We start from the raw sequence: 17,699 nt of genomic DNA, 5'->3' as shown, positions 1-17,699 counted from the left end.
CCGACACCCGAACAATGAGTGGCCAATCATTCATTCGTGTTGAGAAGCTACGACTTCGAGGATTTCTAAAGGTTTGAACCCTTCAATCCACACATCTCCAATTCGAAAGGCAGGAACTGATGAAATCCCAAGACGCGTTAACTCCTCTACTGCACCCTTTGTACCATAGATATCGCGAATTTCAAAGGGGATTTTTAAACGCCCAAGCCAAACCTTGGCTACCTGACACTTCTGTCAAGTAGCCTGAGAATATAAAATGACATGCATTTGTCATCGCCTCATCTCATTCGTGGAAAGCCAACTTACGCTTAACGATTTCGTGGACGATAAACGATGCCACTTCAGGCGCCAGCGTCCCAGGTCCAAAACCCGCATCATACCCTAACTCAAGGGCTAACTCGTGACTAATCCGCGGCCCTCCACAGATCAGCACGATTCGCTTGCGCAGACCTTCGGCCTCAAGCAAATCGACAAGTTCCCCTAAATTAGGAATATGAACATCCTTTTGCGTGACCACTTGGGAAACAAGAATCGCATCGGCCTGAAGTTCGATCGCCTTTCGGACCATCTCTTCGTTCTGTACTTGGCTCCCTAGATTATACGCCTGAATCTCAGGATAGCGCTCAAGTCCATATTCACCTGCATATCCTTTCATGTTCATAATCGCATCAATGCCGACTGTATGTGCATCTGTTCCTGTACATGCACCAATGACAACAATTTTACGCCCGATTTGCTCGCGAATAAACTGGTTGATTTCGTAAAAGTCCATCACGGGACTCTCTACTTTAGGAACTTTTATACTTGTAAAGTCAATTTCAAACGGCGCATTCCCATAGACGACGAAAAATGTCATCTCTTCCCCTAGATCCTGACTATGCACAACGCGCGGCTCTAGGACCCCCATCTTTGCAACAAATTGCCGTGCAGCTTCCTTTGCCTCTTCGCCAAAGGGAACAGGTAAAGAGAAGCTAAACTGCACGACACCATCATTAAATGTATCGCCATAAGGTCGCACATGTTTGAAGTCTCGCACACTCATTCTCCCCTTTTTTCATTAGGCGTTGACGCAAGCAAACTCTCGATTGGAGGTAACCCTAGTTCTGTTCGCAAAGCCGTTTCCAGTGGATTGAAATACTGTTGTGATCGCACAAGCACGCCTTTTAGTCCTTTGCCTCCTGTAATCGCACGCTTTACATCTGCAAACATCCCTTCAGAGATGGCGTTAAAAAGTCCCTTTTGTGTGATCTCACGCAACAGTGTAACTGCCTCTTCTAACACTTGTGCTGCGCGTTTGACCATCAATCCATCGCGTTTAAATTCCAGTTCATCTTGCAAATGGCGTGCATTATTGAAAATGTACTTTGCAGATTCAATGGCAAGTTGCCGATCATGAATGAGTGGCGTGTGAATCGCTTCTGTCATCATTCCCAATAATTGGATTCCTTGGCCAGTTGCAATCCCAATCAAATTGAAGAGAGCATCTTGCACATGACCTCGAAAAATATTTCCTGTCATATGTTTTGTAGGTGGCATGTATTTAAGGGGCGCTTCAGGGAATATTTCCCGAGCCATCAATGCTTGTGCCCATTCAAGTAAAAATCCATCTTCGATCATGGGATTCATTTCAAATGCATGGCCTAATCCTAATTGATTCGCGCGCAATCCTGAGCGATACGCCAACTGCTCATTGATTAATTGAGAGGCAAGCACTGTATGCGCCGCCTCTACAGCATCTGCAGTGGTTAAATAATTGTCCTCCCCCGTATTGATAATGACCCCTGCATACGCATTAATCATGCGACTGAAGTTTTGGTCGATCAAGGTTCGTTGCATATTGATATCGCGAAATAAAATTCCATAGAGTGCATCATTTAGCATGACATCTAACCGTTCAAGTGCACCCATAGCAGCAATCTCCGGCATACACAACCCGGAGCAATAATTACACAGTCGTATATAGCGGCCGATCTCTTCCCCGACTTCATCTAGAGCCGCCCGCATAATCTTAAAGTTCTCCTGCGTTGCGTACGTACCGCCAAATCCTTCTGTCGTCGCGCCAAAGGGCACATAATCGAGTAAACTTTGGCCTGTACTGCGAATCACTGCAATAATATCAGCGCCTTGGCGGGCCGCAGCGCGCGCTTGGATAACATCCTCATATATATTCCCTGTAGCAACGATCACATAAATATACGGCTGTGGCCCTTCTCCAAGTTTCTGTAAAAGTTGATCACGTCGCTCACGATTCGCGCGAATTTTAGCAAGTGCAGCGTCTGCAGCCTGCTTGCCAAGATCGATTAACTCACTCTCAGGCGCCATCGGTAAGGCTAATAAATCTATTGCCCCTGAAGCTACTGCCTCACCAAGTTGTTGGATCGACCATCCTGTTTGGATCATGCCATTGATCACAAACCGCGCAATTCCATGTTGCAATTGTCCGCGATCGTGAACATGGTCTACAACTACATTTGGCAATGGAACATATTCTGCATCAACACCATCAAGTCCCAATAAGCGCAAGACGGTACGCTCCGTCGCAACAGTTGTTTTATCTGCGATAAAACGCGCAACATCATCGGCAATCGCTGACGCATATTGACGCGCTTGATCAATCAATTGCGGATCAAGATATAACTTGCTACTCACCAAAATCACCCCTTCATCCTACATGCCTTCCTCATTTTTCAACCCTTCTTTTTCCCTCTTACAAGGCTCTCTGCAGTTTGCACGACGGAATCAGAAAGTCCTAGCCACTTCGCAATCGTCAATCCTTCCTGCGGAACGTCGCCTGACGTTTGCTCAACTATGTGGTAATCCATCGCTTCCTGCAATAGAGCGAGACGCTTTGATAAATCCTCTACTACTTGATCCAGGGGAAGTTTATCCATTTGAACCCCCTTTATACGAAAATAGGAAACTGGTGCTTGCAAACGAATCGGAAAGTGCGTCGCACAGAGAATTTGGCTCTGCATCGCGACTTGTGCTTCACGCAAAATCGCCTCGATTAAGGCCGCTCCTTCTATAGGATTTGTGCTGCGCCCCACTTCATCAAAACAAACAAACGCAGTTGGCAAACTCTGCGCTTCTTGAATTGCAACGATTTCAGCCCCAAAGGAAGACAATCCAGATTGCAAGGATTGAGCATCCCCACCTACATAACGCACATGTGCATATAATGGTGCAAAAAATGCAGTCACGGGTGCCGGGTACCCATAGTGGTGACAAACAAGCGCAGTAAGTACCGTTTTAAGCGCCGCCGTTTTCCCTCCCATATTGGGGCCTGTCAATACGGAAATCGAGTTGTGTAAGGTTAAATCAATGGGTGTAAACTCGGGATGCTCTACCGGATACCCGCCGACTAACTGAATGTCATGGGATGATAATGCCGTCCATGTATACCCGCGGTCTTTATGCACAGCGACGCGCGCGAGCAACTCGTCTAAATGTGCAACTTGATTTACAAGGGCAACGATGCGTTCACGCAGAGGGAATAGCCGTTGCGTAAGCATTTGCAAGGAAGACTGTTCAAGCTCTGCTATGTCTGCGCGCTGTTTCGCTTCTAACTCGATCCAAGCATCGCGCTCAGATGGCCAAATCGGTGCAAAGACCACTTCAAACATCGTTTGCATGCGCATTTGCAACTGAGGATCTGACCGCGCTTGTTGTAAAAGATCGACATAGTCAAGACCAATCACCAGCGTTTGATCGCGACGTAACGAGATTTTATACCGCTCTTTCAGTTGATTTAAAAAGGCGTACTCAAGCTGTCCCCGCTTTTGTATCGTCGCTTCTAGTTCAGCACGCGCTTCACGCAGCCTGACATCCCCTACTTCGACGAGTGAAAAAGTGGGTGTGAATGCTGATCCAGATTGTTGTAAACAGGATAGAAGCGGCACCGCATCGATATTCCACCAGACAAAGTGTAAGTCTGCTTCACGCAAATACCCACCAAGTTGCCAAGCAAAGTAGAAAAAGCGTTTGAGGTTCGCCATATGCTCGAGAAACAAGGATTCACCATGTTGTAATAAACGTAAAATTTCTTCCAGGTCTGGCATCGACATAAACTGAGCCACTACGTTTGCGCGCAATTCTTTCCCATTTCGCTGCGGGAGTGAGAGCGCGGCAGAAAGCTTATGTGCGTCTTCTTGATCTGCCAACCACAGTGCTTCATCCCCACATAAAAACGGTGTTCTTGATCGAGCTAAGCGTTGCCCAGCTGCAGTCAGTGGTTTTACCATCGCCTGCACAGTCGAAAATTGGATTTGCTCGTAGGTCCATTGATTTAAAAATGGCTTTTGCATCTACTCCATCACATCCCATACTGGAACGTCCGTAAGCGATTCGATTCCCCGCAGGAGTTGCTCCCGATCGATCATCGTCCCCTTCGGAGAAGTCGGATTCACTGTAACCCCAATCACTCGTGTCGCAAAGCGCACGAAAAGATGGTGTCCGGCACGAGTAAACGACCGCCAAGCAAGATCAGATACAAACACATGAGCAGGTGTCGCTGCAACTACAAAAACAGGCGCCTTTCGACTCTGCAACCCACGGAGCACACCGTCAGTGACGGCTCCGCCATAGATAAATAAACGATGCTCTTCGGTTAACGCCACCTGTCCTCGTATATCCACAGTAAATGCACTCGCATTGGGATAATGTTCGATCTCTCCCAATTCAAATTCACTGAAATGATCTGCATGATCCACTCGAGGGAACATTTTCCCCACAAAAACCCCAGCGTCGTCTATCGGTAATTCCCTTAAAAATGGGTCAGGAAACGCAGGCAAATTTAACTTGCGCAAAATTCCCTGCGTCACTTTCACCACTTCAGAAAGCGGACCGACAACAGCCCCCGTTGATACAATCACTCCATCAGACACGAGAGGATGAGTGGCAATCAGACGGGATAACGCGCCGTCAAAGAGGATATGATCTACAGCAAACTTACGAAATATCTCTTTTACAGTGAGTAAGTGGGCCAATTGTCTGACCCCAGCCAAACAAATCGTCCCTTGTGTGATGGTTTCACCAATCCATACTTCACCTAGAGGTGAATAGATGCCTGTCGGTACTTTCCACTCAACCGCCGCACTCGCGGTAGACATTACAGATCCCGCAGTAGCAAACAGCGTGTGAGCTGGGACCCAAATTTCTGGTTTAACTGTGCCAAGTACATGATCGGCGCGCTCCCCATCAATCCCGATACTTGCAATAGCGAGACGCCGCTTAGTTAAGGCGGCGTCCTGAATTAAGCGATTCAACGCAGTCGTCTTCCCTGCGTGTTTACTCACGCCAACGATTGCAAGGTCGCGGACGGCGAGTTCATCTATACGCTTCCACATGCTTGCTTTCTCCCGGCGACTCACAGCTTTTATCCCTCTTCATGATGGCGGTGCGCCACAGCTCGCTTTAAACCTTGCGGTTCCAAGCTGACCGCTTGGTTGTGCAGCAATTTAGCCACACCAATCGTTTCTTCTTGATGGTCATGCTTACAAGAGGGCGGACATCCTTTATCTTCATATGTCGGTTCATGATATACGGATATCACGCCTTCAAAGTTACGCAGTACGACTTTTCCATGTCCTTGTGAGATTAAGTATTGCGGCATCACAGGGATCTTCCCTCCTCCGCCCGGCGCATCTACGACGAACGTCGGAATCGCATATCCTGACGTATGACCGCGCAATTCTTCCATAATCTCGATTCCTTTCGAAACGGTCGTGCGAAAGTGCTCGATGCCTTCAGATAAATCACATTGATATAAGTAATAAGGACGTACCCGAATTTTCACTAATTGGTGCAACAAATCCTTCATCACGTGAGTACAATCGTTCACCCCGCGCAACAAAACACTCTGATTGCCCACTGGCACTCCAGCGTCTACCAACATTTCACACGCTTTTTTCGCCTCAGGAGTAATCTCATCCGGATGATTGAAATGCGTATTTAACCAAACTGGATGATATTTCTTTAATATATTACAAAGATTTTCTGTAATGCGTTGTGGGAAAACGACAGGTGCCCGCGTACCAATTCGGATAATCTCCACGTGAGGAATTGCTCGTAAACTCGATATGATGTATTCAAGAATACGGTCATTCACAAGTAGCCCATCGCCGCCAGAAAGTAAAACGTCACGGATTTGTGGTGTGCGTCGAATATAATCAATCGCCGCATCAAGTTGTGGTTTAGGCACTGCATGGCCCACTTGCCCAGAAAAGCGCCTGCGCGTACAGTGGCGACAGTACATAGAACATTGATTGGTAATTAGAAAGAGGACTCGATCCGGATAGCGATGTGTCAGGCCAGGCGCCGGGGCATCCTCGTCTTCATGTAATGGATCCTCCATATCCCAGGGCGAACGGGTGAGTTCTGTCGAAATGGGCACAGCTTGCAAACGAATCGGGCAATTCGGATCATCTGGATCCATCAGCATCGCATAGTAAGGTGTAATTCGTAACGGGATGGAGTCTTTCCCCGCACGACTGATTCCTTGAATTTCCGCCTCTGTCAGATGGATTACTTGCCCTAGATCTTCAACTGTATCAATCGTGTGCGTCAATTGCCATTTCCAATCATTCCATTGCTCATCCGTAACGTCTTTCCAAAGGGGAATATCCCGAAAATGGCGCTGTTTTTTTCCATAAAGAATGTCATGTTCTTTTACACTCACTGAAATTCCCTCCCCCAGATCTAGATCAAATTAGTTGCATTTTTGCTCGTACGCTGCACGTAAAGCAGGTTCTGTGCGAATGAGATGTAACGCCAAATCCGCGTGCCCCTGCGCATACCCATTGCCAATCATCATGTCGACATCCTTTCCAAGTCCTTCTGCGCCAAGTGCAGCAGTTGTAAAACTCGTCGCCATGCTAAAAAAATAGATGAGACCCCGATCTTTCGTAACCATGATAGAAGCAAGTTCTGTGCCAGGGACGCTTACACAATTAATGGTTACCTCTGCAAGCTGATCCTTTACTACTTCCTGTACTGTAGTTAACGTCTCCACCGGATTTTGCGCATCACAAACGAGAACATCATCTGCATACCCAAGCTCCTGAACTTTTTTTGCCGATTTTTCGTCATATTCTAAAGCGATAAGCCGTCCTGTTTTGCCGAGATTTCGGCGCGCTTGTGCTAAAACCATCATCCCTGATTTTCCACCAGCTCCAAGTACAATCACCGTCTGTCCAGACTTTACAATCCGTGCAGTTTGTGCTGGTGCGCCACAAATATCAAAAACTGCCAACGCGACGCGGTCAGGAAGATCATCCGGCATTTTTGCATAGATCCCGCGATCAAATAAAATAGCTTTGCCAATCACATCGACTTGTCCTGTTCCGAGTTCGATGTGCGTGATTTTGTCAATTCGCAGTGGTGTTAATGAAAGGGAGACAAGCGTTGCAATGCGATCGCCCACCTGTAATTCAGCACGCTTTGACGATGCGGGACCGATCTCCTCTACGCGTCCGATCAACATGCCTCCAGACCCAGTGACCGGATTATGATGCTTGCCACGTTGATCTACAATTTCCTTCATACGCTTTGCAACCGCAATCTCATCAGATCCAACTTCCTGCTTAATCTGAGTAAAACTAGCAGAATCGATATTTAATGTCTCTACTGCAATGAGTACTTCATCCGCCCCGCACGTCATTGTATTGTCAATTTTCCAAGCCGGTTGTGGCATGGCACCACGTGGCTCCAGAACCCGCTGTAACCCATATGGATCTAACAACAAGAACAACTCCCCTCGTACCAACATCACCAACATTAAAGCAACTTCTATGCCAAGGGGATCACAAGACGTGATCCCCATAAAAAGTGAGACAAAAGAATTTATATGAGTTCAAACCAGCCGATTTTTCGGCACAAAAAAAGGGAACCCGTAGGTCCCCTTTTGCGATGGAAGAATCGTCAGATAGAAATTCCCTTCCCGAAAGCTAAAATAGACGCGGAAACAACTGTGGAGTTGTCTTTAGCACATCCCTCCAGCTTCTCACGAAGTGGACGTATCATCTTCCGCTGAGTGCTGAGTTTCGTTTTCCAACGCAACCACACCCTCTCATCCATCGCACTTTTATTTTGGCTCATCTGCAGGAAAACTATACATGATTCAATAAAAACTGTTCAAACCCCATACTTTTTTAGTTTGGATTGTAACGTTTGCCGAGGCAACCCTAGATATTCTGCTGCCAATGCAATGTTGCCATCTGCTTTTTGCAAGGCCTGATGTAACCATTCCCGCTCAACTTCAGCCAACTTTTGCTTCAGGTTGATCGGCATAAACACTTCTTCCGAGTTTGCTTCTGCTAGCGTTGAAACAGTCCAAGAAGGCGAATCAGAGGTCTTTCCTCTCCCATTTTGCAGGTAGATTGGCAAATGGTCACATTCAATACGATCTCCTTCAACAACGATCATGGCTGCCTCAAGCGCATGTTTTAGCTCTCGAACATTCCCCGGCCATTCTGCGTGAAGTAAGAAATTCAATGCATCTGGAGCAATCTCACGAACATGTTTTGCAAAGCGATGATTAAATACCTGAACAAAGTGATTGACGAGTAAGGGGATATCCTCACGACGCTCCCTCAGTGGCGGTAAATGCAATGCAGCAACACGAATGCGGTAATATAGATCAGGCCGCAAAATCCCCTTTTGAACAGCTTCTTCAGGATCTATATTCATCGCAACCATAATGCGTACATCGACTGGGATGAGTTTATTATCTCCTAAACGCCGCACTTTATGGTCCTCTAAGACACGTAACAACTTCGCTTGTAAATCAAGCGGCATTGAATTCAACTCATCTAAAAAAAGCGTTCCTCCATGCGCAAGTTCAAACAAGCCAGGGCGATTTTCAGCACCAGTGAAACTCCCTTTCACCGTGCCAAATAAAATTCCTTCTAGCAAAGGCTCTGGTAAAGCTGCACAATTTTGCGCAATAAATGGCTGCTGTGCTCGCGGACTTGCACTGTGTATCCCTTGCACTAAAAGTTCCTTTTCCGTTCCCGTTTCGCCATACACGAGCACCGGAGAGGAAGTGTGGGCCACCTTATGTGCTAACATAATCACTGCTTTCACAGACGCTGAATTCGTGATCAAGTGAGAAAGTGTATAGTCAACAGTTCCCCCTGCGGGATGCTTCTTTTGCTGCGGCATGGTTGCCGCCTGCAAGTTCACAACTTTCTCTGCGAGATGCTTAACTTCTGTCATGTCTGTTGCAACTTCAAGCGCACCGATCAGCTTTGCTCCAGAATAGACCGGAATGGTCGTATTGGAGGTGTGCACTTCTTGCCCACGGAAATTCGTGTATGTCTGTTGACGATGGGAAATTTTTTCGCCAGAGCGCAACACGCGCAGGAGCGAACTCGTCTCTTCTGAGAGCGAAGGAAAAACATCAAGTACATGTCGTCCGATCACTTCATGAGGATTTACTCCATCCAATTTGGCTGCACTTTGGTTGTAGTAAATAGTCACCCCTTGAATATCGACTGCGTGAATCCCCACATCAACAACGTTTAAAATTTCCGCTAACCACAAATCGCAATGCGAGCGTTGTTCTGCCACTATGCCCATTCCTCCGGAAATAACACACGTCGCGCATACACGCTGCGGTTGCGAACCGCATACACAAGGAAGGAGGCTTCAGATAATTCATGCGGTCTTCCTTCCTCATCAAAGAGGTAGATCGATTCTGACGCTTCTGCAGAACGTACTTTGGCAGGTTCTTTCACCTGCTCAGAAATCGGAGGCGCTAGATACGGATCAGAATACGCATGACTCGCCGCCTGATCATCGATTACATAATACTCGGGATCCATGCCCCTTGCGATCGCCTGTTTGCATTGCTTGGATCTGACGTTTTGCGCCTCCTCTTCAGATTCCACTTCGATGCCGCGGAAAATTTTACGATGTAGCAAGCGCTGCGAAAAGTCCCGCAAAATCACGTCTTCATGGCGCGACCAAAAATGCATCGCTGTCCAGAGAACCCCATCATCTAATTGTAAATAAAGAGTAAGCGATGTGCTGTCGTTAGGATCAATTTGTCCTTGCAACAAAGCATTTAATCCATCGAAACCTGGCAAAAAAGCGCGAACTTCTGCCGCCCTCTGCAACAGTTTCTCGACCATGACTTCAGCCGCACGCGTCGTGCGATGAAAGTAGACATGGAGATACATATAGTATCTGCACATAATATAGTCTTCTGCTATACTCTGTCCCTTTTTCAGATCGAGTCCCACCTCAGGTTCCCCATCAACTTCGCCAATCCGCATCGCGTGTAATAACCACTCGACATCAAATGTTCCATAGCCCGCTCCCGTCATCAGAGCATCACGCAATAAGTAATCCACCCGATCAAGATCAAGCTGGCTAGATAAAAGTTTAACCAGGGCGCGCGAAGGTTCAAAAGTTCGCTCAATCACGCTCGCAACCCGTGCAGATAACCCCTCTTCAAAAGACTCCAGAACTTGATGCACTTCCGTCATATGAGAACGCAAAATCGCACTTGTAAATCGCTCATGTCGGATCTTTGTCACACTTTCTAGTGCATGAGAAAAAGGGCCATGCCCAATGTCGTGCAAAAGGGCAGAAGCTAACGCCAAGACCCGATAGTTTTGCAAGTCTCGCTGCAAGCGGTTCGTTTGCTCGTCAGCCCCTTCACGCAGATCATCCAAAAAACGACGCATCAAATGCGCTACACCTAGTGAATGGACAAATCGCGAGTGTTCCGCCCCTGGATAGGCAATGTTCCCTAGTCCTAGTTGGCGAATTCGGCGCAATCTCTGAACCTCTCTGGTATTTACAAGATCAACCACAATTTGATCTTCATTTTGAAATACAATCAGATTATGCACTGGATCGCGAAAACTTTTCACGCCAATTCTCCCCGCACAAAAGATCTCTACCTTCCCACTCTACCAATAACCGACAATCCCGTAAAGCAGGAGATCACACGCTCGTCGCGAATTGGTTTTAGGAGACAACTTTTGATGCGAGGAGGGGCCTGCAAATGACACCATATGAAGAGCAAGTACTGGCTTCTTGGTCAGTGACTGCTGAACCCCCTTTTACAGTTCAATTTACTCAACGCTTGACTCAACAGACAGGCCGCCTGCTTCATTTTGTTTCAGCTGTAACGAAACGCATGCAACCAAAACTTGCTGAACGCATAACTGATTTTGCGCGTGGCGCGATCTATACAGCATTAGAGCAGGCTTCCACAGCACGCCAATTTGAGCGGGTTGAGGTCATTTTACGCGACTTTGGAAGTCATGCCTCAACCCCTACCGACATTCGCATGCTCCCTTTAGATGTAAAAGATGCAACTGCAGAACGTCTCTTTCGGACAACTCGCAGAACATTTACTGCGCAAGGGGCAGCCGCAGGATTGCTCACTTCTGCTTTAGGATTGGTCCCTGGACTGCAAGGCCTGATTGCTCCTGCGATTGTAGCTGATCTCTATGTAACCTTGCGACTGATGGCCCAGTGCACTGTGGAGACAGGTTATAGTTATGGATATACCCTTCATACGCCCGAAGACCTCCCGCACCTCCTGGTCGCAATGGCTCCCATCACTGCGGATACCGATCTCATTTTAGCTAAGATGAGTGCCCACTTGGCTTTACGAGAAGCTGGATTTACATTTGTCAAATCAGTAGGAGAACACATTTCGCTTCGGACCGTCGCTCTGTCTTTTCCAGCTGTGGGTCAACTCGTCGATCTGATCGCAACAAGACTCGCGATAGGTCTTTTAGAACAACAAGGAACCTTGTTGCTGCCGATCGCGGGAGCAGCAGTACAAGGTTCCATTCATGCTGCGTTCGCACAAGCAAGTTATCTTCAGGCGAGTCGGTATTTTCAGCGCCAGCACCTCATCGAACGCTATGGGGAAGAGGAAATCACAAGACGAGAAGAACAAGTTTATACAAACTCCGCTAAAAAAGAGGAAGCAAAGCAATTTTACTCTGTAATGACAAGCGCTAATGAGAATTGATTCCTGTCTTCCCTCACAGCGTCACCAAGTGAGTTCTATTTGTGCTGTAAAAGGAATCTTCTCGACTTGTGAAAAGGTAAAAGTGGCCTCTAATTCAATCCAAAGACTGCGGGAATCCGTCTTCGCCCGCAGTCTTCTTGTTTCAATATCAAATGCCAAATTGCCACTAACTACTTGATAATACCCTTTTGTACTCGTGCCAAGAATAAAACTTTGTTCTGATTCCACCGCTCCACGACGTGTCATGAGCATCTTAGGAGTATGAGGATCGGAGAGGTCTACTTCGATCAGTGTATGGCTTCCTTCCATTCCTTGCGCCACTTCGGTATAATGTGCGCGGTAATATCCACCCACTCCAGTTCGCTCCATGCATAGTGGAGTTTCAATGGCCCCCGCTGCATTCGACAAAATTTTTATTTTCCCTGTTTTATTCATTTCTGTTTATTGAATAAACGTTAGCAAAGCTTCGCGCAAAAGTTTCGCGGCAACAATTTGCGTTTGTTCTGTAGGATCTAAGACGGGGGCTACTTCGACCAAATCAAATCCCACCACTTCCAATTCACGCATGGCATGAAGTGCGGAAAGCAGTTCCTTAGAACTAATTCCGCCAGCTTCTGCTGTCCCTGTCCCTGGAGCAAAGGCAGGGTCTAAAACATCAATATCAACCGTTATATAACAAGGTTTATGACCGATCTCTGACAGAACTTGTTGAAGCGGCTTTAGGACTTCAAATGGGAAAAATCTCGTATTTTCCCGCGCATAGGAAAACTCTTCGCGCGTACCTGAGCGTATGCCAAATTGGTAAATGCGATCTGGCGCTATGAACTCCGCGATCTTTTTCATCACCGCCGAGTGAGACATCGCTTCTCCCTCATATTCATCGCGCAAGTCAGTATGTGCGTCAAAGTGCAAAATGTGCAAATTAGGTACGCGTGAAAATACTGCACGCACAGCTCCCAGCGTGACTAAGTGCTCCCCACCGAGCCCAAAAGGCAACTTCCCATCATCAAGCCATTTCCCAACATATTGTTCAATCATCTCTAGACTTCGCACGGGGTTGCCAAAGGGCAATGGAATATCTCCTAGATCTATATAGGAAACATCCTCTAAATGTCGGTCCAAGTACGGACTGTATTCTTCAAGTCCAATTGACACTTCACGAATCCGTTGCGGTCCAAGTCTTGTCCCAGGTCGAAACGACGTCGTCCAATCCATTGGCATCCCATAAATCACTGCCCGTGCAGAATCATAGGTATCTGTCGAACCGATAAATGAATTTCCCGAATAAGCAGGATCAAAAGGTTTTTTGTGTGATAGCTCCTTCATGCTTTCACCAACTCTTTAACAAATGCCGGCAAAACAAAGGCAGCTTGATGCAACGCCTTCGTATAGTAGCGTGTAGATAACCCGTCTGCCCGCTTTTCATCTGCAATTTGCGCTGGATCGTAGCGCTTTGAGCCAATTGTAAAACTCCACAGTCCACTCGGATAAGTTGGTATCGACGCCACATATAGTTTAGTTATGGGAAAAAGATCTGAGACGTCATTTTGTACACGTTGAATCAATTCACTGTGCATAAAAGGCGATTCGCTTTGAGCAACGAAGATGCCGTCTGGTTTTAATGCTTCATAGATACTTTGATAAAACTCCTTTGCAAAAAGTCCCACAGCTGGACCAATAGGGTCTGTGGAATCGACAATAATGACATCATATTCTTCTTTATGTTCTTTTACGTGTGCAATTCCATCAATAACCTGTACGTCTACGCGTGGATCAGTTAATGCAACCGCAATTTCTGGAAGAAACTGTTTTGCAACTTCAATCACGCGTCCGTCAATCTCTGCTAAGACAGCTTTTTGAACTGTAGCGTGCTTAATAATTTCACGCATTACGCCTCCATCTCCACCACCAACTACTAGCACTTTTTGCGGATTTGGATGTGCAGACAAAGCAACATGTGCAATCATCTCGTGATAGACAAATTCATCACGGATGGTCGTCATCACACAACCATCTAAAACCAGCATTCGTCCCCATTCATTCGTTTCAATGACTGCAAGATCTTGAAACTCAGTTTGTTCTGTGTGTAACGTCTTTGTTATCTTGGCCGTAATTCCATAATCCTCTGTTTGCTTTTCCGTAAACCAAAGATCCATAAAATACCACTCCTTTTGAGCAATTCGTCCGTATTATATCATTTAGTTGGCCAAAATAAACGAGCACTTCACACTCCTTTCACCTTTCCCCCAGTTTGAAGGAAAATCATCTGGGTGATACTGGATACGAAAGTGAAGGGAGGCAACAAGCTTTGAGTAAACCTCCAAAAACTCTACCTAAATCTGCGCTAGCCTTACGCACACAACTATTTAAAATATGGTGGGTGGAACAGAGACAACGAGCTCCTAAATATACCCGCTATTTTTCACTTGCGTTTCTTACAATGGTAAGTGTCGGAACTGCCGTAGGATATGTGCTGCACCATATCCCACTGCCTGAGTTACTCGATGAACCTTCGCAAGTTTTTTCACAGGATGGACAGAAGATTGGACAACTCTCCGACCAACCTGCACGCATGCAAGTGTCGCTAAAAGATATCCCGCTAGCTCTACAAGAAGCAACCATTGCCATTGAAGATGCCTCTTTCTATCGTCATCGCGGATTAAATTTTAAAGGCATTGCGCGCGCATTTGTCGCTGACTTGATCGCCGGCCATGTGGTCCAAGGAGGTTCCACCATCACACAGCAACTCGCGAAAAATCTTTTCCTATCAAGCGACCGCACCTTATGGCGGAAACTTCAAGAGGCGCTCTATGCACTCGATTTGGAATGGCACTACTCAAAGCAAAAAATTCTTACTGACTATTTCAACGTCATTTATTATGGTGAAGGTGCCACTGGAGTAGAAGCAGCTTCAGAGGTTTATTTTGGTCGACCTGTAGCACAACTTGACCTCGCACAAAGCGCATTGCTCGCCGGATTACCGAAAGGACCCAGTCTCTATTCTCCATTTGTAAACCCAGTAGCTGCAAAACATCGCCAGCGCGAAGTGTTAGAAGCCATGGTTCGCACCGGTTTTTTAACTAAGAGTGCCGCACATGCAGCATTTATAGCCCCGCTACACTATGCAACACATCGCATGAAAGAAACATTCGCTCCATATTTTATGACTGCAGCTACTACAGCTGTGGAACATCAACTGCATCTACAAAAAAGCGCGTTATCCCGTGGAGGTCTCTCAATTCAATCTACGCTGAATCAAAACATACAAAAAGCGCTCGATGATGCAATTAAGCACTATATCCCAGCTCATACAGGACTGCAAGTAGCAGCCATTGCCATGGACCCCACAACAGGAGCAATCGAGGCATACAGTGGAGGCACAAACTATCTAGAAAGTCCATATGATCGCGTTCACGCTATGCGACAGCCGGGATCTACATTTAAACCTTTTGTGTACATTACCGCATTAGATCGGGGATACACAGCTGCTTTGCACATGAAAAGTGCCCCCACGACCTTTCACTATGACGGGGATCGCACTTATACCGTTCACAATTTCGCGGATGACTACACTTATGGACAAATTGATATGAAGCAAGCGATCGCTCACTCTGACAATGTATTTGCCGTCAGTACAAACATGCGCGTTGGTCCCTATCATGTCATTGAATCGGCAGAGCGTTTAGGTTTGCCTATGAATATGCATCCTTATCCATCGCTTGCCCTTGGCGTTTTCCCCGTGTCTGTCTATGACTTGGCACGCGCCTATGCCGTTTTTGCAAATGGAGGTTTCCTCATACAACCCCATTATTTCACGTCGATTCGCGATGCGACAGGGAGCGTCATCTATCACCAATCCTCACAGCGATTACTCGTAGAATCACCTGTTACTTGTGCGATCATTACCGATATGTTGCAGAGTGTCATGCAACCAGGCGGCACTGGCTATCGCGTCAAACACATGATTCCGGGGCCAATTGCTGCAAAAACCGGCACAACAGACACGGACGCTTGGATGGTCGGCTACACGCCTAAAACGGTATGCGCCGTGTGGGTTGGATATGATCATATGCACCCTCTTAACGCGATTGAAGCACACGCTGCTGCACCTATCTTTGCATCGGTCATGCGAGCGGCTTACGCCGAATCTTCTCAAGGAACCTTTTCCTTACCTGCGGGTGCAATTCGCGTGAAAATTGATCCAGAAACTGGTCAACAAGCTACTTCTTCTTGCCCCATAACTGAACAAGATGTATTCGCAATGGGAACTGAACCTACCCGCACATGTTTTAAACATCCAGATCCTCATACTGGGCTTGGACAAAATTTTCACCAACTGCTTCAATCGATCTGGCGTTTTCTTCACGGATAAAGAGAACTCGGCGATCTGTACAGAGAAAGTATGTTAAAATGAAGTGTAACTATTTAGACATGGGGTGTGAGAGAGGGATTATGCTCGATCTGTCAAAACGCGCGCGTGCGATCTCCCCTTCCCCAACACTTTCGATTGATGCGAAAACAAAGGCGCTTGTAGCCAGTGGAGTGGATGTCATCAATCTCAGTGTCGGTGAGCCGGATTTCGCGACGCCTGACCAAGCTTCTCTTGCAGCCATCGCTGCAATTACCGCACATTTTACAAAATACACAGCAGTCAGTGGAATTCTAGAACTTCGCCAGGCGATCGCCAAAAAGTTGTTCGAAGAAAATGAACTGAAATATACAGCAAACGAAATCATCGTATCCTCGGGAGCCAAGCAATCACTTTACAATATTTTCATGACGATTCTTGATCCTCAGGATGAAGTGCTTTTACCTACGCCTTATTGGGTAAGTTACCCAGAGCAAATTCGTCTATGTGAAGGGATCCCAGTTCCTCTTTTCACCGACGAATCGACGCAGTTCAAGATTACGCCCGAACAAGTAGAGCGAGCCATTACAAATAAAACAAAAGCCATTCTTTTAAACTCACCAAGTAATCCAACAGGTACAGTCTATACGCCAGAGGAAATTCAAGCACTAGCTGACGTCCTCGCCCGATATGAAATTTACGTAATCAGCGATGAAATCTACGAACAACTCACCTATGATGTCTCTCATTATAGTATCGCAAGCATTCCAGTGATGCGGGATCGCACCTTTGTGGTCAATGGATTTTCAAAGACATTTGCCATGACGGGATGGCGAGTAGGGTATGTCGCTGCACCTGAACACCTCATTCAGGCCATGTCAAGCTTTCAATCACATACAACAGCGAATCCCTCTTCGATTTCACAAAAAGCAGCACTGGGTGCGCTCGGTACATTTGATCGAAGCACTGTGACAGAGTATCGAAAACGACGCGATTTTATCGTTTCAGCCCTCTCACGTTTAGAAGGAATTGAATGTGTGAAACCTGAAGGTGCATTTTATGTTTTCCCTAAAGCAAGTGGCGTGATTGGCCGCAAATTGACTCGTCCAAACGGTGAGAAACATGTCATTGAATCCGTAGATCAATTATGTGAATACTTACTCACCGATGCGCATCTATCGGTTGTACCAGGAACTGGATTTGGAGCGCCCAATAATTTCCGTATTTCGTATGCTACGTCTCTTACAAATCTTGAGATTGCAGCTGATAGACTAAGGACTTTCTTTGACCATCTGGAATAGTCTTCACAAACCCTTTCCCACCTTCATATGATGTGACAGAATGTCACAAATAATG

General features: G+C 46.6%; 14 protein-coding genes. 3 read left to right on the top strand and 11 right to left on the bottom strand.

Annotated elements, in window-relative coordinates; genetic code table 11:
* Positions 1-283: 283 nt before the first annotated feature.
* From kamE to BM613_RS05930, 8 genes are all read right to left on the bottom strand, one after another.
* A complete protein-coding gene (gene kamE, locus BM613_RS05965) occupies positions 284-1,036 on the bottom strand; it encodes a lysine 5,6-aminomutase subunit beta (protein ID WP_425450688.1) in 753 nt (250 codons plus the stop codon).
* Positions 1,037-1,038: 2 nt separating this feature from the next.
* Positions 1,039-2,649, bottom strand: coding sequence for a lysine 5,6-aminomutase subunit alpha (kamD, locus tag BM613_RS05960; RefSeq protein WP_219930644.1), 1,611 nt, complete (start codon positions 2,647-2,649; stop codon positions 1,039-1,041).
* Positions 2,650-2,687: 38 nt separating this feature from the next.
* Positions 2,688-4,304, bottom strand: a complete 1,617-nt coding sequence (gene kamC, locus BM613_RS05955) for a lysine 5,6-aminomutase reactivase ATPase KamC (RefSeq protein WP_109430249.1) — start codon at positions 4,302-4,304, stop codon at positions 2,688-2,690.
* A complete protein-coding gene (gene kamB, locus BM613_RS05950; RefSeq protein ID WP_109430248.1) occupies positions 4,305-5,345 on the bottom strand; it encodes a lysine 5,6-aminomutase reactivase subunit KamB in 1,041 nt (346 codons plus the stop codon). It lies immediately after the preceding gene.
* A 29-nt stretch (positions 5,346-5,374) separates the two neighbouring features.
* Positions 5,375-6,676 carry a lysine 2,3-aminomutase gene (gene kamA, locus BM613_RS05945; RefSeq protein ID WP_245926271.1) on the bottom strand — a complete coding sequence of 434 codons (1,302 nt, stop codon included), beginning with the start codon at positions 6,674-6,676 and terminating at the stop codon, positions 5,375-5,377.
* Positions 6,677-6,706: 30 nt separating this feature from the next.
* Positions 6,707-7,819: an L-erythro-3,5-diaminohexanoate dehydrogenase gene (gene kdd / locus BM613_RS05940; protein ID WP_245926270.1), complete on the bottom strand. Its 1,113-nt coding sequence runs from the start codon at positions 7,817-7,819 to the stop codon at positions 6,707-6,709.
* A 311-nt stretch (positions 7,820-8,130) separates the two neighbouring features.
* Complete coding sequence (locus BM613_RS05935; RefSeq protein WP_245926269.1) at positions 8,131-9,567, bottom strand: sigma-54 interaction domain-containing protein; 1,437 nt, start codon at positions 9,565-9,567, stop codon at positions 8,131-8,133.
* A complete protein-coding gene (locus BM613_RS05930) occupies positions 9,567-10,877 on the bottom strand; it encodes an HD domain-containing protein (protein WP_219930643.1) in 1,311 nt (436 codons plus the stop codon). Before BM613_RS05930 ends, BM613_RS05935 begins: the two co-directional genes overlap by 1 nt.
* Before the next feature lie 134 nt (positions 10,878-11,011).
* On the opposite strand from BM613_RS05930, the gene BM613_RS05925 reads away from it, so the two are divergent.
* Positions 11,012-11,995, top strand: coding sequence for an EcsC family protein (locus BM613_RS05925; protein ID WP_109430245.1), 984 nt, complete (start codon positions 11,012-11,014; stop codon positions 11,993-11,995).
* A gap of 21 nt (positions 11,996-12,016) precedes the next feature.
* On the opposite strand, the gene BM613_RS05920 is transcribed toward BM613_RS05925, so the two are convergent.
* From BM613_RS05920 to speE, 3 genes are read right to left on the bottom strand one after another with little or no spacing between them, the layout of a single operon-like run.
* Positions 12,017-12,430: a YwiB family protein gene (locus BM613_RS05920; RefSeq protein ID WP_109430244.1), complete on the bottom strand. Its 414-nt coding sequence runs from the start codon at positions 12,428-12,430 to the stop codon at positions 12,017-12,019.
* Between the two features lie 6 nt (positions 12,431-12,436).
* Positions 12,437-13,321, bottom strand: a complete 885-nt coding sequence (speB, locus tag BM613_RS05915; protein ID WP_109430243.1) for an agmatinase — start codon at positions 13,319-13,321, stop codon at positions 12,437-12,439.
* Positions 13,318-14,151 (bottom strand): polyamine aminopropyltransferase, encoded by an 834-nt coding sequence (speE, locus tag BM613_RS05910; RefSeq protein ID WP_109430242.1) that lies wholly within the window; start codon positions 14,149-14,151, stop codon positions 13,318-13,320. Before speE ends, speB begins: the two co-directional genes overlap by 4 nt.
* A gap of 152 nt (positions 14,152-14,303) precedes the next feature.
* Here speE and BM613_RS05905 point away from each other — a divergent pair, with 152 nt between their 5' ends.
* A complete protein-coding gene (locus BM613_RS05905) occupies positions 14,304-16,367 on the top strand; it encodes a transglycosylase domain-containing protein (RefSeq protein ID WP_109430241.1) in 2,064 nt (687 codons plus the stop codon).
* 80 nt (positions 16,368-16,447) lie between these two features.
* Complete coding sequence (locus BM613_RS05900) at positions 16,448-17,644, top strand: pyridoxal phosphate-dependent aminotransferase (protein ID WP_342767156.1); 1,197 nt, start codon at positions 16,448-16,450, stop codon at positions 17,642-17,644.
* Positions 17,645-17,699 lie beyond the last annotated feature (55 nt).

The sequence above is a fragment of the Sulfoacidibacillus thermotolerans genome, assembly GCF_003144315.1.
Lineage (GTDB): Bacteria > Bacillota > Bacilli > Alicyclobacillales > SLC66 > Sulfoacidibacillus > Sulfoacidibacillus thermotolerans.
Note: the sequence above shows the minus strand (reverse complement) of the source record. Positions and strands in the feature narration are given on the sequence as shown.

Coding starts and splice junctions, on each gene's coding strand:
- kamC (WP_109430249.1), bottom strand. CDS start 4,304: ATGCAAAAGCCATTTTTAAATCAATGGACCTACGAGCAAATCCAATTT.
- kamB (WP_109430248.1), bottom strand. CDS start 5,345: ATGTGGAAGCGTATAGATGAACTCGCCGTCCGCGACCTTGCAATCGTT.
- kdd (WP_245926270.1), bottom strand. CDS start 7,819: ATGGGGATCACGTCTTGTGATCCCCTTGGCATAGAAGTTGCTTTAATG.
- BM613_RS05925 (WP_109430245.1), top strand. CDS start 11,012: ATGACACCATATGAAGAGCAAGTACTGGCTTCTTGGTCAGTGACTGCT.
- BM613_RS05920 (WP_109430244.1), bottom strand. CDS start 12,430: ATGAATAAAACAGGGAAAATAAAAATTTTGTCGAATGCAGCGGGGGCC.
- speB (WP_109430243.1), bottom strand. CDS start 13,321: ATGAAGGAGCTATCACACAAAAAACCTTTTGATCCTGCTTATTCGGGA.
- speE (WP_109430242.1), bottom strand. CDS start 14,151: ATGGATCTTTGGTTTACGGAAAAGCAAACAGAGGATTATGGAATTACG.
- BM613_RS05900 (WP_342767156.1), top strand. CDS start 16,448: ATGCTCGATCTGTCAAAACGCGCGCGTGCGATCTCCCCTTCCCCAACA.